The following is a 21,577-nucleotide window of genomic DNA, read 5'->3' as shown; positions in this document are numbered from 1 at the left end:
CTACGGCACGCTTACCTCGAGCCGGTACGTGCGGCCCGCTTCGATCCTGTCGATGCGGGCCGCGGGCAGGGTGATGCCATCGCAGGTCACCTGCACCCGGTCGACCGCGCCACGCCTGATGTCGACCTCGAAGGTCGCGCCGCGGAAGCGCCGCGTTACCGTCATGCCGTCCCAGCCCGACGGCAGTTGCGGCGCCACCGTCAAGCCTTGCAGGTCGCCTTTCAGGCCGCACAGGCCTTCGATCAGGCAGCGGTAGACCCAGGCCACGGTGCCGGTGTTGAACAGCTGGCTCGAGCGACCGGCGGTGCGCGGATATTCCTTGTAGGCGCCGCGGTAGTAGTTGGGGATGAACACCGGCAGCTGGCCGCGCTGCAGGTAGTCCTCCAGGCCGGGGCCGGGGATCATCTTGCGCAGCGCGTCGAAGGCGCGGTCCGCTTCGCCGATCGTGTAGAGGCTGTAGATGTAGAACACCGAGGCGTGGTTGTACACGGCGCCGTTCTCGGCCGAGCCGGGATGCTTCTGCGTGACGCGGCCGACATCTTCGCGCATGCCGCTATAGGGCGGCGCGAACATCTGCACGCCGTAGGGCGTGCGTAACTGCTCGTCGATCGCGCCCAGCATCAGTGCGCGCTGCTCAACGCTGGCGGCGCCCGACAGGAAGGCCCAGCTTTGCGGGTTGAGGTAGATGCGGCCCTCGGTATCGCTGGCGACGCCGAACTTGACGTCGTCGTCGGTGATGCCGCGTGCGAACCAGGCGCCGTCCCACAGATGGATTTTTGCCGCGCCGTTCATCGCTTCGGCGCCGGCGCGGTAGCGCGCCAGCGAAGCGGCGTCGCCGCGCGCCGCGCACACGTCGGCCCACAGGTTCAGCGCGTAGGCCGCCGCCACCGTCAGCCAACCCGAGACGCCGCGGCCCTTGTAGCCGACCATATTCATCGGGTCGCACCAGTCGCCCTGCTCGATATACGACAGGCCGCGCGCGTCGCGCCGCTGTATCAGCCAGTCCATCGCCAGCGAGATGCGCTCGAACGCGGTTTTTACTTCGCCGTCGTGGGTGGCGACCGGCGCGTCGAGGATGGCGGCGTCGCCCGTTTCGTCCAAATAGGCGCGCAAGCATACCGGCAGCCACACGCAGTGGTCGGTGTGCGGGATCTGGTTGATGTATTTCAGTTCGGCGCCTTCGAACAGCAGGATCCCGTCCGGCATCGCGCCATTGGCTTCCTGCTGGGAGAGCGCATGTAGGAAGGCGGCGCGCGCCACCGCCGGCTTGACGAAGGCCATGCCCATATTGTCCTGCAGGTAGTTGCGGGTCTGCGGGTCGGTGGAGAGGCGGTTGACGTCGCCGTGGTAATAGACCTGGCGCGCGAGCCAGGTGTTGACGAAGTTGTCGAGTTCACGGTCCGGGGTCGCGATCCGGAGCACACCTTCGCCCTCGGCGATATAAGCAGCGTAATCGCGCGCCGCGGCGGCGAAGCCTTGTTCACTCAGGTATTTCTCGCGCAGGGACGCGATCTCGGCATCGTCGAAGGCGGGGCCGAACAGGAAGCGGCGCGTGGCTGCTTCGCTCGGCGCCAGCGCCAGGCGGTACTGGACCACGGCGGCCGGGGTCTCGTAGCGCGCGTCGCCGCAGCCCAGGCGTTCGCCCGCCAGTGCGGACGGCGCATGCAGGCCGCCTTCGCCTTCGAAGGCGAGCTGGCCCACCTCCCAGGCGTCCGGCGCCTGTTCGCACAGCAGCACCGTGCGGTCCTTGAACGGGCGGTTCTTGAAATAGTCTTCCAGCTTCTGGTAGGGCGTGACGCTGGACGCGACAATGCCTCCCAGGTCGTGGCGATACTCGGCCGACTGGTTCATCCACGACATATAGCCGATCGTGAAATAGGGATAGACGTTGATGCGGCGCGGGCGGTCCGACAGGTTCGTCACTTCCATAGACCACAGCTCGGCGACGTCGTCCACCGGCAGGCCGAGCACGAGTTCGATGCGGATGCCGAACTTCTCGACGGTCCAGCGCAGGTCGTGGCGACCGACCGAGAATTCGAAGCGGTCCACGCCACCGCGCACTGGCTCGTAGGGCGCCGAGAACAGCTCGCCCGTGTCTTCGTCCTTCACGTAGAAGAAGCGGCCCGGATGGTGGGCGTAGTAGTGCTGCTCCGGCTGCATGAAGGATTTCGCCTGCATATTCGGCGCATGCGAATACTTGCTCGGTTCCGGCTGCATGAACTGGGCGGTGGCATAGCCGCGACAGGTCGACTGGATCATCATCCTGCGGTTCCACAGGAAGCCGCCGGCCTGCGGCATCGCGGTGGGACTGGTGAGCACGTAGCGGTCGTCTTGCGGGTGCAGCATGGATGGAATCTCCTGTGTGTTCATGGCGCCGCCTTGCGCGCCGCCAGGTCGGCCTGGATGCGCGCCAGTAGTTTGCCGTCGAGGTTATAGAAGCACATGACCAGCACCGCCAGCAGGGCAAAGGAGGCCGGCACGAAGGACATCAGCCATACGATGCCAGCCTGCGAGCCGGTGGTCTGAGCGGCATTGGGCACGTAGCCGAGCGCCGTGAACACGGCGCCGATCACGCTCACCGCGACCGCGGTGCCGAGCTTTTGCGAGAAGGTGGCGGCGGCGAAGGTCATGGCGGTGGCGCGGCGGCCGGTGGTCCATTCGTTGTAGTCGGCGGTGTCGGCGTACATCGAGAACGCCAGCGGCGACTTGGGGCCGAGCACGAAGCCGGTGGCCGCCTGCAGCGCGAACATCAGGTCGATGCGGTCGCCGGGGATCAGGAAGAAGGTGGCCGAGAACACGGCGGTCGCGCTCATCAGGACGATCATGAGCAGCTTCTTGTCGACGTAGCGGGTCATGAGCGGCGTGCAGGCCGCGCCGATGGCGGCGAAGATCATATAGGTCGGCACGAAGCTGGCCATCAGCTCGGGGCGTTCGACCACGTACTTGAAGTAATAGGCCGAGGTGGTGGTGCGCAGGGTGATGGTCACCATGATCACCAGGGCCAGCACGAACAGCACCACCCACGGGCGGTTGGCGGCCAGGTCGCGGATGTCGCGCAGCACGTCGCTCTTCTGGCCCGGCGGCGGCGCGATCCGCTCGCGCGTGTTGGCAAAGGTGATCAGGAACATCAGTGCGGCGGCGATGCTCCAGGCAACCATGGTCAGCTGCCAGCCGCGTTCATCGTCGCCGCCGCCCAGCCACCCCACCATGGCCGGCGTCGCGGCCGTCACCAGGGTCGAGCCGGCGAAGGCAAAGATGAAGCGCAGGCCGTTGATGGTCGAGCGCTCCTGCGGATCGGCCGACATCACGCCCGACAGCGCGTTATACGGGATGTTGACGCAGGTGTAGAACACCATCATCGCCAGGTAGCTGGCGTAGGCCCAGATGAGTTTGCCGTCGGCGTCGAGGTCGGGCGTGGTGTAGGTGAGTACCGCGGCGGCGCCGAGCGGGATCGACATCCAGACCAGGTAGGGACGGAACTTGCCGAAGCGGGTACTGGTGCGGTCGGCGACGGCGCCGATCAGCGGATCGGTGAATGCGTTGATCAGCTTGATCGAGGCGAGCAGGGTGGCGGCTTGCGCCGCCGAGATGCCGAAGGTGTCGGTATAGAAGATCAGCAGGAAGGTCGCGATATTGGCCCAATAAAAATTGAAGCCCATATCGGCCACGCCATAGCTGAGCTTTTCGCGCCAGCCGAGGGGGGCGTTCGCTGCTGCAGGTGTCTCGGGCCCGCGCTTGAACATGCTTGTCTCCAGATCTTGTCTAATTATGTGAGCGCTAACATATGCTGTAAGTATGCCGTCGAGTAGACTACATGTCAAATACCGAATTGATATCAGCAGCGAGCCACGATGAAACGATTTTCCGTTATTACCCTGTCCGCCTTGACGCTTGGCGCGGTGTCGATCATGGCCGCCGGCTGCAGCGACGACGCCAGGGTGAGCAAGGCGATCGGCGAGCTCGTCGACGAGCGCAAGTCGGAGACCATCCGCCTTGCCGAGGCCACGTCATTCGCGTGGGATCAGGTCTATCTGTTCGGCCCATACACGGCGCGCCGGGACGTGTGCACGACGCTGGGCATCCAGGAAGAACATTGTGAACGCCAGATTCCTTTCGAGTCGCAGGACGACGGCGATATGTCGATCGCGTTCCTGGCGAACGGCCGCCTGGTGTATTACGCGCGGCATTCGCGCGCGAACGGGGACTTCACGCCTGTGCCGGCAGGGCAACCTCTTTCGCGGGGCCGTGCGGTGTTCCGGTCGCTGCGTGATGGCGAGGGGCAGGGAAGGTTAGCCCGGGGCAAACTCGTACTAGAGTGAACCAATGAAAAAGCCGCCGTGGCCAGGGCGGCGACGGCGGCTTTTTCAGGCGCGGCAGAAGCTTAGAACTCTTCCCATTCCGCTTCATTGACCTTGGCTGGCGCGGCTGGCTTGCCGGCTGCCTTGGTAGCTGCCGGCTTGGCAGCCGGTGCAGGCTTGGCCGCGGCTTTCGCCACTGGCTTGGCCAACGCCGGCCGGGCCGGCGGGCGCTTGACCGCCACCACCGGCGCCGCTGGGGTCACATGGCGCGGATCGAGCTTGAACACATCGACCACCTGCGCCAGGCGCTGCGCCTGGTCCTGCATTGCCGCGGTGGCGGCGGTGGCTTCCTCGACCAGCGCCGCGTTCTGCTGGGTCGCATTGTCCATCTGGCCCATGGCCTGGTTGACTTGGTCGATGCCCGTGATCTGTTCCTGGCTGGCCGACGAGATTTCTCCCATGATGTCGGTGACGCGTTGGATCGAGTCGACCACTTCGCGCATCGTCGCGCCGGTGTGGTCGACCAGTTTGGTGCCGGTGTCGACCTTCTCGACCGAGTCGCCGATCAGCTGCTTGATTTCCTTGGCGGCGGCGGCCGAGCGCTGCGCCAGCGTGCGCACTTCCGAAGCCACGACCGCGAAGCCGCGGCCCTGTTCGCCGGCGCGCGCCGCTTCCACGGCCGCGTTCAGCGCCAGGATATTGGTCTGGAAGGCGATGCCGTCGATGACCGAAATGATGTCGACGATCTTGCGCGACGAATCGTTGATCGAACCCATGGTGGCAACCACCTGGTCGACCGCCTGGCCGGCCTGGGTGGCGACGCTCGAGGCGGCGATCGCCAGCTGGTTGGCCTGGCGCGCGTTGTCCGCGTTCTGGCGCACGGTGCCGGTCAGTTCTTCCATCGAGGCGGCGGTTTCTTCGAGTGCCGCGGCCTGCTGTTCGGTGCGGCTGGACAGGTCGAAACTGCCGGCCGCGATCTCGCTCGAGGCGCCGCTGATGGTCTGTGTGCCGCTGCGTACTTCGTCGACGATCTTCGACAGCGAGGTATTCATATGGCCCAGCGCGCGCAGCAGGGCGCCGGTTTCATCGGTCCCTTTGCTGTCGATTTCGACCGTCAGGTCGCCGGCCGCCACCTGCTCGGCGGCGTGCACGGCCTGGCGCAGCGGACGGGTGATCGAGCGGGTCAGCAGCCAGGCGAACACGCCGCCCAGCAGCAGGGCGCCGGCGGCCAGCGAGCCGATCACGAAGTTGCTGCGGCTGGCGGTGCTGGCGATCAGCTCGGCGCTGGCGGCGATGCGCTTGTGCTGCAGGTCGACCAGTTCCTTGACGCGTTCCTGGTAGGCCTTGGCGGCCGGGTTGAATTGCTGGGTCAGGATCTGTTCCGCCAGTTCGACATTGCCTTCGGCCTTGGCCTTGACCGCGCCATCGCGCGCGCGGCTGTAGGCGGTGCGGTGCTCCATCACCGACTTGAACAGGGCGGTCTCGTCGTCGCCGCTGATCAACGGTTCGATCTGCTTGACCAGGTCGGCCGACAGCTTGCCGGTGGCGGCCGCGTCTTCCTTGAAGAAGTCGGTCAGCGACGGGTCGCTGCTCTTGACGATCGCGGCGGTGCGGCGCACGGCGGCGAAGATCTGGGTATACCACTCGGCGATCATGCGCTCCTTCGCCAGCGGTTCTGCCAGAATCGACGACGTCTCCTGCGCGACCTGGTTCAGGCGCCAGACGCCGACGGTGGCGATGATGACGGTCATCAGTAGCGTCAGCGCGAAGCCGGCGGCCAGGCGCGTACCGATGTTGAGTTTGATGAAATTGCCCATGTTTTATGTAGTTGAAGTAGGGGGTTTTCCGCCGGATTGGCGGCATCCTTGCGGCATTTTTGTGCTTATGACACTGGATCTGTCGTTACGACTGTTGTCGGCAAATTATTGTCTCTTCCGACCGGTCACAATTATTGCCCAACCGAAACGAAAATGCACCCAGAATAGTCGGTTTGTGATCGGGCGACGACAGTCCATCGGAGGGTGTTGCCGGCTTGATATCAAGAAGTATTTGCAGGATTAAGGTATAATTTCAATTTCCCGCGCGTGCCGTTCGGCACCATCAGCACAATGACCAAATTCGTATTCGTCACTGGCGGCGTCGTGTCTTCCCTGGGCAAAGGGATTGCGGCCGCCTCCCTCGCCGCGATCCTCGAGAGCCGCGGACTCAAAGTCACCATGCTCAAGCTCGACCCGTACATCAACGTCGATCCGGGCACCATGAGTCCTACCCAGCACGGCGAAGTGTTCGTCACCGACGACGGCGCCGAGACCGACCTGGATCTCGGCCACTACGAGCGCTTCATCAGCACCCGCATGAAGAAGGTGAACAACTTCACCACCGGCCAGATCTATGAATCGGTGATCCGCAAGGAACGCCGTGGCGAGTACCTCGGCAAGACCGTGCAGGTCATCCCGCACATCACCAACGAGATCCAGGACTACATCCGTCGCGGCGCCGAAGGCGTCGACGTCGCGCTGGTCGAGATCGGCGGCACCGTGGGCGACATCGAATCGCTGCCGTTCCTGGAAGCCGCGCGCCAGCTGTCGCTGCGCTCGGGCCGCAAGGGCGCCGCGTTCGTGCACCTGACCCTGGTGCCGTTCATCGCCTCGGCCGGCGAACTCAAGACCAAGCCGACCCAGCACAGCGTGCAGAAGCTGCGCGAGATCGGCATCTCGCCGAACGCGCTGCTGTGCCGCGCCGACCGCCGCATCCCGGACGACGAGCGCGCCAAGATCTCTCTGTTCGCCAACGTCGAAGAGCAGGCCGTGATCTCGGTGTGGGACGTGGACACCATCTACAAGGTGCCGCAGGTGCTGTGCGACCAGGGCCTGGACGACATCATCCTCGAAGCCCTCGGCCTGGAAGCGCCGAAGGCCGACCTGTCGATGTGGACCCGCCTGATTCACACGCTGGAAAATCCGAAGCACGAGATCACCATCGGCATGGTCGGCAAGTACGTCGACCTGATCGAATCGTATAAATCGCTGACCGAGGCGCTGCGCCACGCCGGCATCCACACCGAGAGCCGCGTCAACATCGAGTACCTCGATTCCGAGGAAATCGAAACCCGCGGCTGCGAGCACCTGGCCAAGTACGACGCCATCCTGGTGCCGGGCGGCTTCGGCAAGCGCGGCGTGGAAGGCAAGATCATGGCCGCGCGCTACGCCCGCGAAAACAAGATTCCATATCTGGGCATCTGCCTGGGCATGCAGGTCGCGCTGATCGAGTACGCCCGCAATATGGCAGGCCTGCCGAACGCGAACTCGACCGAGTTCGATCCGGAAACCGACCAGCCGGTGGTCGCCCTGATCACCGAGTGGCAGAACCATGACGGCAAGGTCGAGAAGCGCGACACCAATTCGAACCTGGGCGGCACCATGCGCCTGGGCGCCCAGACCTGCGCCGTCAATCCAGGCACGCTGGCCGCCGAGATCTACGGCAACGTCGTGACCGAGCGTCACCGCCACCGCTACGAAGGTAACAACTACTACCTGCCGAAGGTCGAAGCTGCTGGCCTGACGGTGTCGGCGCGCACCCCGAACGAAGACCTGTGCGAGATCATGGAACTCCCGCGTGACGTGCACCCCTGGTATATGGGCGTGCAGTTCCACCCCGAGTTCAAGTCGACGCCACGCAATGGCCATCCGCTGTTCACGTCGTTCATCCAGGCGGCGCTGGCGCACCAGGCTTCCAACACCAATACCGCGGCCGGCGCAGCAAATGCGGCGCCCGCACTGCAAGGAGACGCAGCATGAAACTCGCTGGATTCGACGTCGGCCTCGAGCACCCGATCTTTCTGATCGCCGGCACCTGCGTGATCGAATCGCGCCAGATGGCGATGGACACGGCCGGCACGCTGAAAGAGATCACCTCGGCGCTGGGCATCCCGTTCATCTATAAATCGTCGTTCGACAAGGCCAACCGCTCGTCGGGCAAGTCGTTCCGCGGCCCTGGCCGCGAGAAGGGCCTGGAGATCCTGGCCGACGTGCGCCGCGAGATCGGCGTGCCGGTCCTGACCGACGTGCACGACGAAGAGATGATCCCCGAAGTGGCGAGCATCGTCGACGTGCTGCAGACCCCGGCCTTCCTGTGCCGCCAGACCGACTTCATCAACGCCTGCGCGCGTTCGGGCAAGCCGGTCAACATCAAGAAGGGCCAGTTCCTGGCGCCTGGCGACATGAAGAACGTGATCGACAAGGCCCGCGCCGCCGCGCGCGAAGCTGGCCTGCCGGAAGATAACTTCATGGCCTGCGAACGCGGCGCCTCGTTCGGCTACAACAACCTGGTGTCGGACATGCGTGGCCTGGCCATCATGCGCGAATCGAACTGCCCGGTGGTGTTCGACGCGACCCACTCGGTGCAGCTGCCGGGCGGCCAGGGCACCTCGTCCGGCGGCCAGCGCGAGCACGTCCCGGTGTTGTCGCGCGCCGCCGTGGCGGCGGGCATTGCCGGCCTGTTCATGGAAACGCATCCCGATCCGGCCAATGCGATGTCAGACGGTCCGAATGCGGTGCCGCTGGCCCACATGAAGGAACTCCTGACCACGCTCGTCGAGATCGACCGCATCGTCAAGAAGACCGGTTTCATGGAAACCAAGTTCAAGTAACAGCGAAGATTCTGGATGCACCAAGCAGGACATCCCGCGGGGATGTCCCGATTGGCGGCGCCCCCTACGATTTCCCCACCTCCTGGAGACTGAGAAACATGAGTGCTATCGTTGATATTATCGGCCGTGAAGTCCTCGACTCGCGCGGTAACCCGACCGTCGAATGCGACGTGCTGCTGGAATCGGGCGTAATGGGCCGCGCCGCGGTGCCGTCGGGCGCCTCGACCGGTTCGCGCGAAGCGATCGAACTGCGCGACGGCGATCCGAAGCGCTACTTCGGCAAGGGCGTGCTGCAGGCCTGCGAGAATATCAACACCGAGATCTCCGAAGCGATCATGGGCCTGGACGCCAATGAGCAAGCCTTCCTGGACCGCACCCTGATCGATCTCGACGGCACCGAAAACAAGAGCCGCCTGGGCGCCAACGCCATGCTGGCGGTGTCGATGGCCGTCGCCAAGGCTGCAGCCGAAGAAGCCGGCCTGCCGCTGTACCGCTACTTCGGCGGTTCGGGCGCGATGCAGATGCCGGTGCCGATGATGAACGTCATCAACGGCGGCGCGCACGCCGACAACAACCTGGACATCCAGGAGTTCATGATCATCCCGGTCGGCGCGCCGTCGTTCAAGGAAGCGATCCGCTACGGCGCCGAGGTGTTCCACACCCTCAAGAAGATCCTGCACTCGAAGGGCCTGAACACCGCCGTCGGCGACGAAGGCGGCTTCGCCCCATCGGTCGCGAACCATGAAGAAGCCATCAAGCTGATCATGCAGGCGATCGAGCAGGCCGGCTACGTGGCGGGCCAGGACATCGCCCTGGGCCTGGATTGCGCGGCCAGCGAATTCTACAAGGACGGCAAGTACGTCTTGGCGGGCGAAGGCGGCTTGAGCCTGTCGGCAGCCGACTTCACGAACATGCTGGCCACCTGGTGCGACAAGTACCCGATCATCTCGATCGAGGACGCGATGCACGAAGGCGACTGGGAAGGCTGGGCCACCCTGACCGCCGCGCTGGGCAAGAAGGTGCAGCTGGTGGGCGACGACCTGTTCGTCACCAACACCAAGATCCTCAAAGAGGGCATCCAGAAGGGCATCGCCAACTCGATCCTCATCAAGATCAACCAGATCGGCACCCTGACCGAGACCTTCGCCGCCATCGAGATGGCCAAGCGCGCCGGCTACACCGCCGTGATCTCGCACCGCTCGGGCGAAACCGAAGACTCGACCATCGCCGACATCGCGGTTGGCACCAACGCCTTGCAGATCAAGACCGGCTCGCTGTCGCGTTCGGACCGCATGGCCAAGTACAACCAGCTGCTGCGCATCGAGGAAGACCTGGGCGACATCGCCAGCTATCCTGGCCGCGACGCGTTCTACAACCTGAAGTAATCCACCTGGCCGGCGGGCGGGGAGGGCGCTTGCTCTTCCTGTTCTCCGGCCAGATTGCATCCTCTTTTTGCCATGCGCCTGATCACGATCGCCCTTGCCGTCCTGCTCGTGCTGATCCAGTACCCACTCTGGCTCGGCAAGGGCGGCTGGCTGTCCGTGGCCGACATGCAGGGCCAGGTCGAGGCCACCCGGCTCAAGACCGAGCAACTCACCGCGAGGAACGCCAAGCTGGCTTCGGAGGTGGTTGACCTGAGGGATGGCACCGGCGCCGTGGAAGAGCGCGCGCGCTACGACCTGGGCATGATCAAGCAGGGCGAGATCTTCGTGCAGGTGCTGCGCAAGAACGAGCAGCCGGTCGAGTCGATGACCGTGCCGCCTCCGCCGCCTCCATCGAAGAACGGCGCGAAGCCGGACGCTACCCCTACGCATTAATCCATCGTTATGAGTGAACAGAATTCCCCGATCGATCCCGCCAGCCTCGATTCGTTCGATGCGATCGCGGACTGCCTGGCCGATGCTTTCGAAGATGGCGATGGCGCCATCATTGGGGCCGCCTTGAAGGCGGTGTCACAGGCGCCGGGACTGGGCGCACTGGCCGCCGCGGTCGGCGTGCCGCGCGAGCAGCTGGGCGCCGCCCTGGCGTCGGGCGAGTTCGACCTCGATCTCACGCTCGAGATCATGAAGGTGGTCGATTTGCATATGAGTGGTGGGCGTAGCGGCGATTGAGCCGCGGCAGTGGTGTTGCCACCACCCTTGAACAACGTCGTTCCCGCGAACATCACATCGGGGTCAGGTCTGACATTCGGACACGGCCTCAACCATTTCAGCCAAGCCGGCATTGAGTTGGCGTTCTCAGATTTCAATTACAGCTGAGGTTGTGTCTGAATGTCAGACCTGACCCCAGCTGTTCATGCGGTCCATGCGGACCGCCGGCACATCATCAGTTCTTCGAATCCGACGACGCTTCACCCTGGGTATGGCCTGCGCCTTGCTCCAGGAAGGCGCGCAGCATCCACGCATTCTTTTCATGGATTTCCATGCGGGTTGCCAGCATGCCGGCGGTCGGCTGGTCGTCGGCGGCGTCGGCGATGCGGAAGGCCGCACGGGCGGTGCGCGCTACCGCTTCCTGGCCTGCGACCAGCTGGCGAATCATTTCTTGCGCGCCCGGCACGTTCGCTTCTTCCTTGATGGTCGACAGCTCGGCGTAGCGCTGGTAGGTGCCCGGTGCGAAGTGGCCCAGGGCGCGGATGCGCTCGGCGATGTCGTCCAGCGCGTTCCATAGCTCGGTGTACTGCTCCTGGAACATCACGTGCAGGGTCTGGAACATCGGGCCGGTCACGTTCCAGTGGAAGTTGTGGGTCTTCAGGTACAGCATATAGCTGTCAGCCAGGACGCCAGACAGCGAGTCGACGATTTTTGCGCGGTCTTCGGTGCTGATGCCAATATCGATATTCATGTGCTTCCTCCGTGGTCGGTAAGTCGATGATTCAGTAATGGGTACATGGCGCTGATGTTCGAAAATGCAACAGTGTCATAACAGCATCAGCTTACCATTTTGAGCGAAAACGCGATGGACGCCATCTGTGGCCGCATCTGTGTCCTATCTAACGGCACACCCATCCGCTTCTGCCCTACTATCGGTAACTTATCAACTGTGGCTTTCGATAGCAATCATACGGGAGGATGGTATGCCCCTTCATGTTGCCGTTCGCGCGGGAGACCTTCCCGCCGCGAACGCACTGCTCCGCACCGGCGCCGACCCGGATCGCCGTGACCCCGAGGGCTTCACGCCCCTGATGATCGCGGCCGGGCTGGGACAGTCGTACATGGTGTCGATCCTGCTCGCCGCAGGCGCCGACGTGCTGGCGCTCGACCCTCGCATGGGGGCGAGCGCGCTGCACAAGGCGGCGCAGTCCGGCAATGCCGACGTCATCGGCTTCCTGCTCGATCGCGGCGCCTTCATCGACCAGCAGTCGCCCGTGCTCGGCAATACGGCGCTGATGGACGCGGTGCTCCACAAGCATGCCGGCGCCGTGGCGCGGCTGCTCGAGCGCGGCGCCAGGCCGAACATCCGCAACCACTGGGCGCAAACTGCGCTCGACATCGCCAGGGGCGACGGCCTTGACGCCATCGCGCACCTGATCGAGGCCAGGATCGACGCCGACGCCGAACGCGTCACCGCGCTGACCCTCGTCGCGGCGGTCAAGGCCGGTGACCGGGCCGAGGTCGAGCGGCTGATCGCCGCCGGCGCGAACCTCGACGAGCAGGTGCCGATGGTCGGCAGCCTCGATGACAATTACACGCCGCTGGGCATCGCCGCGCGCGAGGGCCATCTCGACATCGCGCGCCTGCTGCTCGATGCCGGCGCCGATCCGACCCGCATGATCGGCCTGATGGGCGGCACCGCCCTGCACGACGCCACCTATTTCGGCCATGCCGACATCGTGCGCCTGCTGGCCGAGCCGCGGCGCGGCGCCCGGCCCTTGCCCGAGCTGAATGCGCAGGGCGCCTACAACGGCCTGTCGGCGCTCCACGACGCTGTGTGGCAACAGCAGGTCGACGCAGTACGGGCCTTGTGCGACGCGGGCGCCCGCCACGATCTCAGGGGGCATACGGGCCTGACGCCGCGCGAGCTGGCGCTGCACTACGGTGACGACGCTATCGCCGACCTGCTTGCCGAGAGAGAGCGCAAGCGTGCGCAAACCCAGACCGACGATCAACGAGGAGACCAGCCGTGAGCAACGCCATCCGACCGCATCCTTTCGCCATTTCCGAGGCCGACCTGGACGACTTGCGCCAGCGCCTGGCGCGCACGCGCTGGCCCGACAAGGAAACCGTCGACGACTGGCGCCAGGGCGTGCCGCTGACCCGGCTGCGGGCGCTGGCCGACTACTGGCGCGACCGGCACGACTGGCGCGCGACCGAGGCGCGGCTGAACGCGCTCGAGCCATCCTCGACGACCATCGACGGCCTCGATATCCACTTCCTCCACATCCGCTCGCCGGAACCCGATGCGCTGCCGCTGGTGATCACGCACGGATGGTCCGGTTCAATCGTGGAAAACGTGAAGGCCGCCAGGATGCTGGCCGATCCGCGCGCGCACGGACACGACCCGGCTGACGCCTTCCACGTCGTCCTGCCGTCGATGCCGGGCTTCGGCCTGACGGGCAAGCCGCGCGAACCCGGCTGGACGCCGGAGCGCATCGCGCACGCCTGGGTCGAGTTGATGCGCCGGCTCGGCTACGAGCAGTTCGTGGCCCAGGGCGGCGACTGGGGGTATTCGATTACCAATGAACTGGGCGGCATCGGGCTGCCGGCGGTGAAGGCCGTGCACTTCAATATGCTGCCGGTGGTCGAGGGGATGGAAGCGCGCGACGCGCAGGAAGAAGAAGGGCTGCGGCGCGTGCGCGATTTCAAGGAGAACCAGTCCGGCTACCAGCTGATGCAGATCCAGACCCCGCAAACGATCGCTTACGCCCTGACCGACTCGCCGGTGGGCCAGGCGGCGTGGCTGCTCGACCTGTACTGGCGCTGGATGGACCATGACGGCGATCCGACCGACGCGGTGAGCATGGACGACATCCTCGACACCGTCGACTGGTACTGGCTGACCGGCACCGCAGGGTCGTCGGCGCGCATCTACTGGGAGAGCATGCGCACCTTCAAGGAGCGCGAGATTGCCGTGCCGGTGGCCTTCAGCCAGTTCCCGCGCGACCTGCACATGGCCAGCCGGCGCTGGGTGCAGGAGCGTTATCCGACGCTGATGTATTACAACGAGGTAGAGAAGGGTGGGCACTATCCTGCGATGGAACAGCCCGAGATGTTTGCCGACGAGTTGCGCAAGGGTTTTCGCAGCGTGCGTTGATGCGCTGAATGAAGCGTTCCTTTGTCAGCCCGTAAACGTCGTCCCCGCGAAGGCGGGGACCCAAGCTCGCATGCACGCCGCCTGCCTCGAACGCAAGTGGCCACGCAAAGGCCTTGGGTTCCCGCCTCCGCGGGAACGACGTGCTTACGCTAGCAAAGGAACGAAGCCAGCGTCCTTAATGCGTACTACCACTCGGCGGCATCATGGTCTGCACCGGACTGTCGCTGGCGAACAGCTGTGCGCAGTCGACCTTGTCGAAGGCGTAGTGCTTGCCGCAGAAATCGCAGTTGATGCCCAGTTCGCCCAGCTCGGTCAGCGCCGATTCGACTTCTTCCTGGCCCAGCATCTTGAGCATATTGCCGACCTTCTCGCGGTTGCAGCTGCAATGGAATTGCGGGTGCACCGGGTCGAACACGCGGATGGTCTCTTCCCAGAACAGGCGGTGCAGCAGGGTCGAGATATCGGTCGACAGCAGCTCTTCGCGCTTGACGGTCTGGCCCAGCATGGCGGCGCGGTTCCAGGTTTCCAGGTCTTCGGCCTCGGAGGCCTGCTTGGTCTGATCTTCTTTACCGCTGTGGCGCGGCAGTTTTTGCAGCAGCAGGCCGCGCGCGACCTTGTCGTCGGCCGCCAGCCACAGGCGCGTGTCCATCTGCTCCGAGCGCAGCATGTAGTTTTCGATTACGGTCGCCATATCGTCGCCGTCGAGCGGCACCACGCCCTGGTAGGGCTGCTGGCCCGGGACCTTGTCGGCCGGGTCGAGCGTGATCACGAAACGGCCCTTGCCGTTGGCGTTGAACATGTCGCTCAGGGTGATGTCGTCCGCGATCTCGACGTCGGGCGCCAGTTTCGCCGTGGCGCGCATGCGCAGGTCGGCGTCGCATTCGACCACCAGCAGGCGCACCGGGCCGTCGCCGTGGATCTGCATCACGATCGAACCGTTGAACTTGAGGTTGGCCGACAGCAGGGCGCCGGCCGCCACCATCTCGCCCAGCACCGAACGCACGGCTTTCGGGTAAGCGTGACGGGCCTGGATCTCGCGCCAGGTGTCCGAAATCTCGACCAGCTCACCGCGCACGGCCGCATTGTCGAAGATGAATTTTTGCAGGGTGTCCCTGTTAGTGGTGCCAGTATCCGTAGTCGTCATTCTTTATCCGATTTTCTTGAGTTGCGCCTTGAACAGCTGGCCGCGCGCAACATAGTTCGCGGCGTTGCCTTCCAGGCGCAGCAGGTCTTCTTGTGTCAGTGTCCGCACCACCTTCGCGGGCGAACCCAGGATCAGCGAGTGGTCGGGAAACTCCTTGCCTTCCGTGACCAGGGCGCCGGCGCCGACCAGGCAGCCCTTGCCGATCCGCGCGCCGTTGAGCACCACGGCCTGGATCCCGATCAGCGAGCCGTCGCCCACCGTGCAGCCGTGCAGCATGGCTTGATGGCCGATCGTCACGTTCTTGCCGATCTCGAGCGGGAAGCCCGGATCGGTGTGCATCACGGTGCCTTCCTGAACATTGCTGTTCTCGCCGATCGTGATGGGCTCGTTGTCGCCGCGCAGCGTGGTGCCGAACCACACCGACGCATTCGCGGCGAGCCTGACCCTGCCCACCAGGGTGGCCGTGTCGGCCACGAACGCCGACGGATCGATCTCGGGCGCATGCTCGCCCAGCTGGTAAATAGCCATGGATGTGCTCGCGTAGGTGGAAATGGCGTTATTTTACCGCCCCGTCCTGTCCCGAAGTCCGGCAGATGGGGCCGCAGTGCGCGAATTCAACGGTCGGCCCGTATAATCATCCGAACGACCGTACTAATTTGGGAAATCCATGAAAGCCTCACGTTCCGAATTCCTCACCGTGCGCGGCCTGCGCATGCACGTGCGCCACTGGGGCTCGCCCGGCGCGCCCAAGCTGTTCATGCTGCACGGCTGGATGGACGTGTCGGCCTCGTTCCAGTTCATGGTCGATTGCCTGCAGGGAAACTGGCACGTGATCGCGCCCGACTGGCGCGGCTTCGGCCAGAGCGCGCGTTCGGGCGACGACACATACTGGTTCCCGGACTACGTGGCCGATCTCGACGTCTTGCTTGACCACTATGCCCCGGGCGAGGAGGTGAACTTGCTGGGCCACAGCATGGGCGGCAATATCGCCGGCATTTATGCCGGCGTGCGGCCGCAGCGCATTGCGAAATTGATCAACCTGGAAGGCTTCGGCCTGCCGACCACGCACCCCAAACAGTATCCGGGCCGCGTGGCCAAGTGGCTGGACGAGTTGCGCGAGCCGCCCGAGATGCGCGGCTATGCCAGCCTGGATGAGGTGGCGGCGCGCCTGCGCAAGACCAATCCACGCCTGGCGCAGGACCGCGCCGCCTTCCTGGCCGCCCACTGGGCTGAGCAGGACCGCGACGGCCTGTGGAAGATCCTGGGCGACCCGGCGCATAAAATGAGCTCGCCCTTGCTGTACCACGTCGACGAAATCATGGCCTGCTGGAGCGCCATCACGGCCCCGGTGCTGTGGGTCGAGGCCGAGGACACCGATATGTGGCGCTGGATGGGCGCCAAGGACCAGGCGCGCGCCGAGGTCGACCGGCGGATGGCCTACCTGCAGAACGTGACGCCGCGCATGGTGCCGCAGGCCGGCCATATGCTGCACCATGACCAGCCGGAATTGCTGGCGACCATGGTCGAGCAATTCCTTACCTGAGCACCGCGCCCGGCCGCATGGTCAGCGCTCTCCAGGTATGGCGCAGCGTGGCCAGCAAGGTCACCAGCGCCACCCCGGCCAGCGCCAGCCACGGCATCGAGTACACCCGCGGCGCATGCTCGACGAAGCCGGCCTGGTAATGGCCGAGTGCGAGAAAGGCCAGCGGCAGGCCGAGCAAGGCGGCAATGCCGATCAGGCCGCCCAGTTCGCGTCCGAGCAGCATGGCGATCTGGGTGCGGCCGGCGCCGTAGAGCTTGCGCAGCACGATTTCGCGCGCACGGCGCTGCACGATCGAAGCCGACAGCGCCACCATGCCGAAGGAAGTGATCGCCAGCGCGATCAGGGTGGCCAGCGCCAACAACTGGGCCAGGCGGCGGTCGTCGGCGTAATTGGCGGCCAGTACGTCGCCCGCGCGCTCGGTATGCAGGATGGCATCCGGGAAGTAACGGTTCCATAGCGCCGCCACGGCGCGCTCTGCATCGAGCACCGACGTGGTGCTGCGCACGCTGAGCACGGCGGCCCAGTCGGTATTGAGCACATATAGCGTGGCGCGCGGCGCGTCGTGCAGCGAGCGGAAGCGCAGCTCGGGTGCGATGCCGAGCACGCGATAGGGAATCATCTTGCCGTCGTCGCCCGGGTGCAGCAAGGTCTGGTCCACCGCGGCCTGGGGCGTGGCAAAGCCGAGCTGGCGCGCGGCGATGGCATTGATCACGACCGGCCCGACGGCGTTTTCCTGGTCGAGGCGCGGGTCGAACAGGCGGCCCGCCACCGGCTTCAGGTCATACACCTCGAAGAAATTGGTGTCGATCATCTTGGTTTCTGCCGATACGCTGGCGCCGCCGTCGCGCTTGATGTCCTGGATGATGCCATTGCCGGTGCGCCCGACCACGTGCTCGGACAGCACCATGCTGTGCACGCCGGGCTGCTGGCCCAGCGCCGTCATGAAGCCGCGCACGGCCTCGTTCTTCTTGCCGCGCTCGGGCAAGTCGACGATCAGCAGCGGGGCCGCGTCGAAGCCGGGCGAGGCATCGACCGCAAAGCGGGTTTGCAGCGCGATGCCCATGGCCAGGCTGGCCAGGCCGACGGCGGTGGCGATCTGCAGCACGGTCAACGCCTTGCGCAAGCGCGCACCGGCGCGCGACTCGGTATTGGCGCGTCCGGCCAGGGCCTGGGCGGGGCGCACGCGCAGCGCCGTCCAGGCGGGCTGCAGGCCGGCGACCACGCCCAGCACGACGCCGATCGCGAGCGCCGCCGCCACGTTGACGGGCGCGAACAGCCGATCCAGATTGCGGTCGACCAGTTCGGCGAACAGGGGCAGGGCGAGACGGGCCAGCAGCAGGCCCAGCACCGTGGCCAGTAGCGACACCAGCAGCGATTCGGCCATGAATTGCAGGACGATCCGGCGCACGCTCGCGCCCAGCACCTTGCGCATGCCGATTTCGCGCTGGCGCCGCAGTACGCGCACCGTGGCCAGGTTCACGTAATTGATGGCGCCGATGGCCAGGATCAGCAGCGCCACCACGGCTAGTCCGGTCACGGTGGTGCGATCGCCCCGGTCGCCGGGCGGCGAGACGGGATTGCGCGCCACGTCGCGGTCGAAATACGCTTCGCGCAGCGGTGACAGCGCCAGGTCCATCACCTTGCTGTCGCCCAGGCGCGCACGCACGTCCGGCGGCACACCCTGGACCGCGGGCGCGGTGTCGAGCGCGCGCTGGAGCGCCGCCGCCACCTGCGGTACGGCCTCCGGGTTCTCGATGCGCAGCAGCAGACGGCCCCACGCGCCGTGTTCGCCCGTCTGCAGCTCGGTGCGCATGCCCGGGTCGTTCAAGACCGAGGTCACGCCATACAGGGCTTCGAAGGGAATGGTGGTGTTGGCCGGCGGGTCGGGCACGATCGCCGCCACGCGCAGCACCTTGTCGCCGACCTGGACGGTCCGGTCGAGCGCCCGCGCGGCGCCGAACAGGCGCCGGGCGGTCGATACCGTCAGCGCCAGGCCTTCGGGCCGGGTCAGGGCCGCATCCAGGTCGCCCTCGATTGCACGCAGTCCCAGCACCTGGGCGAAATGGGGCAGCACCAGCAGGCTCGGCATCTTGTGCAGGGCGCTGCCCACTTTGACGGTCGGCGGCTCGGGGCGGAAAAATGCGGTGGCGTCGTCCACGTCCGGGGTCTTCAGTGCGATCGTGCGCAGCAGCAGCGGGGCCTGGTCGAACCAGGGCGCCACCGGGTCGACGTTGAAGCGCTGCTTGACGACGTAGATCTGTTCCACCTGCGGCACGTGGGCATCGTAACGCCACGAGTACTGGACAAAGCCGAGCAGCAGCAGGCAGGCCGCGAAGCCGACCGAGAGGCCCAGGATGGCGATGGCGCTGTAGCCCGGCTCGCGCACCAGGTGACGTAGCCCGATCCGGAAATCGTCCAGTCTCATGGCGCCACCTCGGCCAGGACGGCACTATCGGCAGCGGCTTCGATCCTGCCGTCCAGCAGGCGCACGGTGCGTCCGGCCTGGGCCGCGTGCTCGGGCGAGTGGGTGACCATGACCACGGTGGTGCCCTCGTCGTTGATCTGGCGTAGCAGGCGCATGACTTCATTGCCGTGCCCGGTGTCGAGGTTGCCGGTCGGTTCGTCGGCCAGCAACAGGGCGGGGCGCGCCACCAGCGCCCGCGCGATGGCCACGCGCTGCTGTTGTCCACCCGAGAGTTGGGACGGGCGGTGCCGGGCCCGATGGCCCACGCCGAGTTTTTCCAGGATCGCCGCCACGCGCTCGCGCCGCTCCTGCCGCGATACGTCGGTGTAGGTGAGCGCCAGCTCGACGTTCTCGGCCACCGTCAGTTCTTCGAGCAGATTGAAGTCCTGGAAGATGAAGCCGATGCGCCCGCGCCGCAAGGTGTTGAGCGCCATCTCGCTGTGGCCGGCAACGTCCTGGCCATCGAACCAGTACTGGCCGCTGTCACAGGTTTCGAACAGGCCCAGCACCGACAGCAAGGTCGATTTGCCGCACCCCGACGGGCCGATGATGGCCACGTATTCGCCGGCCTGGATGTCGAGCGAAATATGGTCCAGGGCGGTCGTTCGGACCTCGCCACCGGTAAAAGATTTGCTGAGGTTGACAAGCTTGAGCATGCGGTCTCCTGTTGGACGATGCGGCTGCGCCGCGTGGGGGCTAGTCGATGAGCCGCAGGCGTTCGGCCTTGCCGAACGCGGCGACACTCGACACGATGACGCGCTCGCCGGCAGCGATACCGTCGAGCACTTCGATCTGGCTATTGCTGCGCCGGCCAAGCCGGATCGGACGGCGCACGGCGCTGCGGCCATCGCCCGCCAACACATAGGCCCAGGCGCCGCCGCTGTCGTTGACGAAGGCGCCGTTGGGTAGCAGCAGGCATTGGCTGGCCGCGCCGAGGGTGATGCGGGTATCGGCGCTCTGGCCTGGACGCAGCGAGTCGGGCTGCGCCTTGGCAAAGACCAGCTCCACGACGAAGCGGCCATCCTTGATCTGGGGGAAGATGCGGCTGACGTCGACCGCGTAGCTGCGTCCGTCGACCTCGACACTGCCGCGATGGCCGATGGCCACGCGCCGCAGGTAGAACTCATCGACCTGGGCCGTGAGCTTGAAGCGTGCCGGGTCGTCGATGCGGCCGATGCGCTGGTCGGGCCTGACCGTTTCGCCCACCTGCAGGCGGAAGTCGGTCAGGCGGCCGGCCGCCGGCGCGCGCACGGCGAGCGCATTGACTGTGTTGCCGACCAGGCCCAGGCCAGTCTCCAGGCCCTCGATCGCCTTGTGCATCTGGCGCACCACATCCTGCTTGATGGCCAGGTCGGTGCGCGCCGCGCCGTTGGCTTCGGCCAGCAGGTGCTGCTGCTGGGCCAGGCGGTCGGACGCTTCTTCGGCCTGGGCCGGGGATAGAAAGCCCTTGGCGGCCAGTTCGGCGGCGCGCTTGTGGTGCTTGTCCGCCTGCGCCGCTTCGTAACTGAGCTCGGAGATGCGGCGCTGGTGGTCGGCGCGGCTCGTTTCGAGCGCGACCCGCATGCTCGAGAGGTTGGAAATCTGTTGGGCGTGTTCGGATTGGCGGGCCAGCAAGTCGAGGTGGCGCTGCGGGTTCGACAGGCGAAACAGCAGTTCGCCTTTGGCGACGACGAGGCCATCGCGTGCAATCACTTCCTCGACCCGGCCCGATTCGGTCGAGTCGAGCATCACCGAGGTCAGCGCTACCGCCTGGGCACGCACCACCAGGTCGTCGCGAAACGCGCCGGGTTCGGCGCTGGCGATGTGGACGTCGGCGCGCGCTACTTCCAATCCGCGCGGCCAGGCGGTGTAGCCGGCAATGGCGATGGCGACGCCGGCCAGCACGGCGGCGGCAAGCGCGCGCCAGGCAGGGCGCTTGGTCGTGATGGGTGCATCCATGGCCGCCCCGGTTACCGGGCCGGTGCGGGCAGGGTCCAGGCCGGACCCGTTCATATAACGCCCGCTGCGTTGTCCGGCTCGTGCACCTTGCATTCCCCTCGCTGATGTGTGTTATTAGCTTAGCACGATGATTCCATTTGGTAGCAAGAAAATTACCAGCTTATAGAAATAAAAATTCCTAATTTACGAATTGATGCATGCCACATAAAGTCAGTGAAACGTACTGCCTCAGAGACTACTGGCCGTTGTCGTTGTATTCACCCCTCACTCTCGATGGATAAATTGCCGTTGG

The 21,577-nt window shown here is 65.5% G+C and carries 18 protein-coding genes; 9 read left to right on the top strand and 9 right to left on the bottom strand.

The annotated features are described in order from the left end of the window. Together AC3A6F_RS08580 and AC3A6F_RS08575 are read right to left on the bottom strand one after the other, a co-directional pair. A complete protein-coding gene (locus tag AC3A6F_RS08580; protein ID WP_487679782.1) occupies positions 1-2,370 on the bottom strand; it encodes a GH36-type glycosyl hydrolase domain-containing protein in 2,370 nt (789 codons plus the stop codon). After that, the gene (locus tag AC3A6F_RS08575) at positions 2,367-3,743 is read right to left on the bottom strand and encodes an MFS transporter (RefSeq protein ID WP_487679780.1); all 1,377 of its coding nucleotides are present in this window, start codon (positions 3,741-3,743) and stop codon (positions 2,367-2,369) included. The genes AC3A6F_RS08580 and AC3A6F_RS08575 overlap by 4 nt, the downstream gene beginning before the upstream one ends. Positions 3,744-3,851: 108 nt before the next feature. On the opposite strand from AC3A6F_RS08575, the gene AC3A6F_RS08570 reads away from it, so the two are divergent. Then, positions 3,852-4,319, top strand: coding sequence for a hypothetical protein (locus AC3A6F_RS08570; RefSeq protein WP_487679778.1), 468 nt, complete (start codon positions 3,852-3,854; stop codon positions 4,317-4,319). A 62-nt stretch (positions 4,320-4,381) separates the two neighbouring features. Here AC3A6F_RS08570 and AC3A6F_RS08565 read toward each other — a convergent pair whose 3' ends face one another. Next, positions 4,382-6,115: a methyl-accepting chemotaxis protein gene (locus AC3A6F_RS08565; RefSeq protein ID WP_487679776.1), complete on the bottom strand. Its 1,734-nt coding sequence runs from the start codon at positions 6,113-6,115 to the stop codon at positions 4,382-4,384. 291 nt (positions 6,116-6,406) lie between these two features. On the opposite strand from AC3A6F_RS08565, the gene pyrG reads away from it, so the two are divergent. The 5 genes from pyrG to AC3A6F_RS08540 all read left to right on the top strand — a co-directional run bounded on the left by pyrG (position 6,407) and on the right by AC3A6F_RS08540 (position 11,057). Then, positions 6,407-8,095 carry a CTP synthase gene (pyrG, locus tag AC3A6F_RS08560; RefSeq protein WP_487679774.1) on the top strand — a complete coding sequence of 563 codons (1,689 nt, stop codon included), beginning with the start codon at positions 6,407-6,409 and terminating at the stop codon, positions 8,093-8,095. Continuing rightward, entirely contained in the window at positions 8,092-8,946 is an 855-nt protein-coding gene (gene kdsA, locus AC3A6F_RS08555; protein WP_123068324.1) for a 3-deoxy-8-phosphooctulonate synthase, read from the top strand. The genes pyrG and kdsA overlap by 4 nt, the downstream gene beginning before the upstream one ends. A gap of 98 nt (positions 8,947-9,044) precedes the next feature. Further along, the gene (gene eno / locus AC3A6F_RS08550; protein ID WP_147936883.1) at positions 9,045-10,331 is read left to right on the top strand and encodes a phosphopyruvate hydratase; all 1,287 of its coding nucleotides are present in this window, start codon (positions 9,045-9,047) and stop codon (positions 10,329-10,331) included. Positions 10,332-10,403: 72 nt separating this feature from the next. Further along, positions 10,404-10,763: a cell division protein FtsB gene (ftsB, locus tag AC3A6F_RS08545; RefSeq protein ID WP_487679771.1), complete on the top strand. Its 360-nt coding sequence runs from the start codon at positions 10,404-10,406 to the stop codon at positions 10,761-10,763. 9 nt (positions 10,764-10,772) lie between these two features. Continuing rightward, entirely contained in the window at positions 10,773-11,057 is a 285-nt protein-coding gene (locus AC3A6F_RS08540) for a helix-turn-helix domain-containing protein (protein WP_487679769.1), read from the top strand. Positions 11,058-11,271: 214 nt separating this feature from the next. On the opposite strand, the gene AC3A6F_RS08535 is transcribed toward AC3A6F_RS08540, so the two are convergent. After that, positions 11,272-11,787: a Dps family protein gene (locus AC3A6F_RS08535; RefSeq protein ID WP_147936880.1), complete on the bottom strand. Its 516-nt coding sequence runs from the start codon at positions 11,785-11,787 to the stop codon at positions 11,272-11,274. A 232-nt stretch (positions 11,788-12,019) separates the two neighbouring features. Between AC3A6F_RS08535 and AC3A6F_RS08530 the strand changes: the two genes are divergently transcribed. Together AC3A6F_RS08530 and AC3A6F_RS08525 are read left to right on the top strand one after the other, a co-directional pair. Next, positions 12,020-13,069 (top strand): ankyrin repeat domain-containing protein, encoded by a 1,050-nt coding sequence (locus AC3A6F_RS08530; protein WP_487679767.1) that lies wholly within the window; start codon positions 12,020-12,022, stop codon positions 13,067-13,069. Further along, complete coding sequence (locus AC3A6F_RS08525; RefSeq protein ID WP_487679765.1) at positions 13,066-14,196, top strand: epoxide hydrolase family protein; 1,131 nt, start codon at positions 13,066-13,068, stop codon at positions 14,194-14,196. The genes AC3A6F_RS08530 and AC3A6F_RS08525 overlap by 4 nt, the downstream gene beginning before the upstream one ends. A gap of 175 nt (positions 14,197-14,371) precedes the next feature. Here AC3A6F_RS08525 and hslO read toward each other — a convergent pair whose 3' ends face one another. Then, complete coding sequence (gene hslO, locus AC3A6F_RS08520; RefSeq protein ID WP_487679763.1) at positions 14,372-15,340, bottom strand: Hsp33 family molecular chaperone HslO; 969 nt, start codon at positions 15,338-15,340, stop codon at positions 14,372-14,374. A gap of 3 nt (positions 15,341-15,343) precedes the next feature. Continuing rightward, positions 15,344-15,868 carry a gamma carbonic anhydrase family protein gene (locus tag AC3A6F_RS08515; protein WP_487679762.1) on the bottom strand — a complete coding sequence of 175 codons (525 nt, stop codon included), beginning with the start codon at positions 15,866-15,868 and terminating at the stop codon, positions 15,344-15,346. A 139-nt stretch (positions 15,869-16,007) separates the two neighbouring features. On the opposite strand from AC3A6F_RS08515, the gene AC3A6F_RS08510 reads away from it, so the two are divergent. Then, positions 16,008-16,883: an alpha/beta fold hydrolase gene (locus tag AC3A6F_RS08510; protein WP_487679760.1), complete on the top strand. Its 876-nt coding sequence runs from the start codon at positions 16,008-16,010 to the stop codon at positions 16,881-16,883. Here AC3A6F_RS08510 and AC3A6F_RS08505 read toward each other — a convergent pair. Genes AC3A6F_RS08505 through AC3A6F_RS08495 form a run of 3 tightly spaced genes read right to left on the bottom strand, consistent with a single transcriptional unit; the run spans position 16,876 to position 21,285 of the window. Further along, positions 16,876-19,308: an ABC transporter permease gene (locus AC3A6F_RS08505; RefSeq protein ID WP_487679758.1), complete on the bottom strand. Its 2,433-nt coding sequence runs from the start codon at positions 19,306-19,308 to the stop codon at positions 16,876-16,878. The genes AC3A6F_RS08510 and AC3A6F_RS08505 overlap by 8 nt on opposite strands. Continuing rightward, on the bottom strand, positions 19,305-20,003 hold the full coding sequence (locus AC3A6F_RS08500; RefSeq protein ID WP_487679756.1) for an ABC transporter ATP-binding protein: 699 nt from the start codon (positions 20,001-20,003) through the stop codon (positions 19,305-19,307). The genes AC3A6F_RS08505 and AC3A6F_RS08500 overlap by 4 nt, the downstream gene beginning before the upstream one ends. A 40-nt stretch (positions 20,004-20,043) precedes the next feature. Continuing rightward, complete coding sequence (locus AC3A6F_RS08495) at positions 20,044-21,285, bottom strand: efflux RND transporter periplasmic adaptor subunit (RefSeq protein WP_487679754.1); 1,242 nt, start codon at positions 21,283-21,285, stop codon at positions 20,044-20,046. Positions 21,286-21,577 lie beyond the last annotated feature (292 nt).

Source organism: Massilia sp. Soil_C_3, from assembly GCF_057657035.1.
The sequence above is the reverse complement of the archived record's forward strand: the minus strand, read 5'-3'. Positions and strand labels throughout refer to the sequence as shown.

Coding starts and splice junctions, on each gene's coding strand:
- AC3A6F_RS08580 (WP_487679782.1), bottom strand. CDS start 2,370: ATGAACACACAGGAGATTCCATCCATGCTGCACCCGCAAGACGACCGC.
- AC3A6F_RS08575 (WP_487679780.1), bottom strand. CDS start 3,743: ATGTTCAAGCGCGGGCCCGAGACACCTGCAGCAGCGAACGCCCCCCTC.
- AC3A6F_RS08570 (WP_487679778.1), top strand. CDS start 3,852: ATGAAACGATTTTCCGTTATTACCCTGTCCGCCTTGACGCTTGGCGCG.
- AC3A6F_RS08565 (WP_487679776.1), bottom strand. CDS start 6,115: ATGGGCAATTTCATCAAACTCAACATCGGTACGCGCCTGGCCGCCGGC.
- pyrG (WP_487679774.1), top strand. CDS start 6,407: ATGACCAAATTCGTATTCGTCACTGGCGGCGTCGTGTCTTCCCTGGGC.
- kdsA (WP_123068324.1), top strand. CDS start 8,092: ATGAAACTCGCTGGATTCGACGTCGGCCTCGAGCACCCGATCTTTCTG.
- eno (WP_147936883.1), top strand. CDS start 9,045: ATGAGTGCTATCGTTGATATTATCGGCCGTGAAGTCCTCGACTCGCGC.
- ftsB (WP_487679771.1), top strand. CDS start 10,404: ATGCGCCTGATCACGATCGCCCTTGCCGTCCTGCTCGTGCTGATCCAG.
- AC3A6F_RS08540 (WP_487679769.1), top strand. CDS start 10,773: ATGAGTGAACAGAATTCCCCGATCGATCCCGCCAGCCTCGATTCGTTC.
- AC3A6F_RS08535 (WP_147936880.1), bottom strand. CDS start 11,787: ATGAATATCGATATTGGCATCAGCACCGAAGACCGCGCAAAAATCGTC.
- AC3A6F_RS08530 (WP_487679767.1), top strand. CDS start 12,020: ATGCCCCTTCATGTTGCCGTTCGCGCGGGAGACCTTCCCGCCGCGAAC.
- hslO (WP_487679763.1), bottom strand. CDS start 15,340: ATGACGACTACGGATACTGGCACCACTAACAGGGACACCCTGCAAAAA.
- AC3A6F_RS08515 (WP_487679762.1), bottom strand. CDS start 15,868: ATGGCTATTTACCAGCTGGGCGAGCATGCGCCCGAGATCGATCCGTCG.
- AC3A6F_RS08510 (WP_487679760.1), top strand. CDS start 16,008: ATGAAAGCCTCACGTTCCGAATTCCTCACCGTGCGCGGCCTGCGCATG.
- AC3A6F_RS08505 (WP_487679758.1), bottom strand. CDS start 19,308: ATGAGACTGGACGATTTCCGGATCGGGCTACGTCACCTGGTGCGCGAG.
- AC3A6F_RS08500 (WP_487679756.1), bottom strand. CDS start 20,003: ATGCTCAAGCTTGTCAACCTCAGCAAATCTTTTACCGGTGGCGAGGTC.
- AC3A6F_RS08495 (WP_487679754.1), bottom strand. CDS start 21,285: ATGGATGCACCCATCACGACCAAGCGCCCTGCCTGGCGCGCGCTTGCC.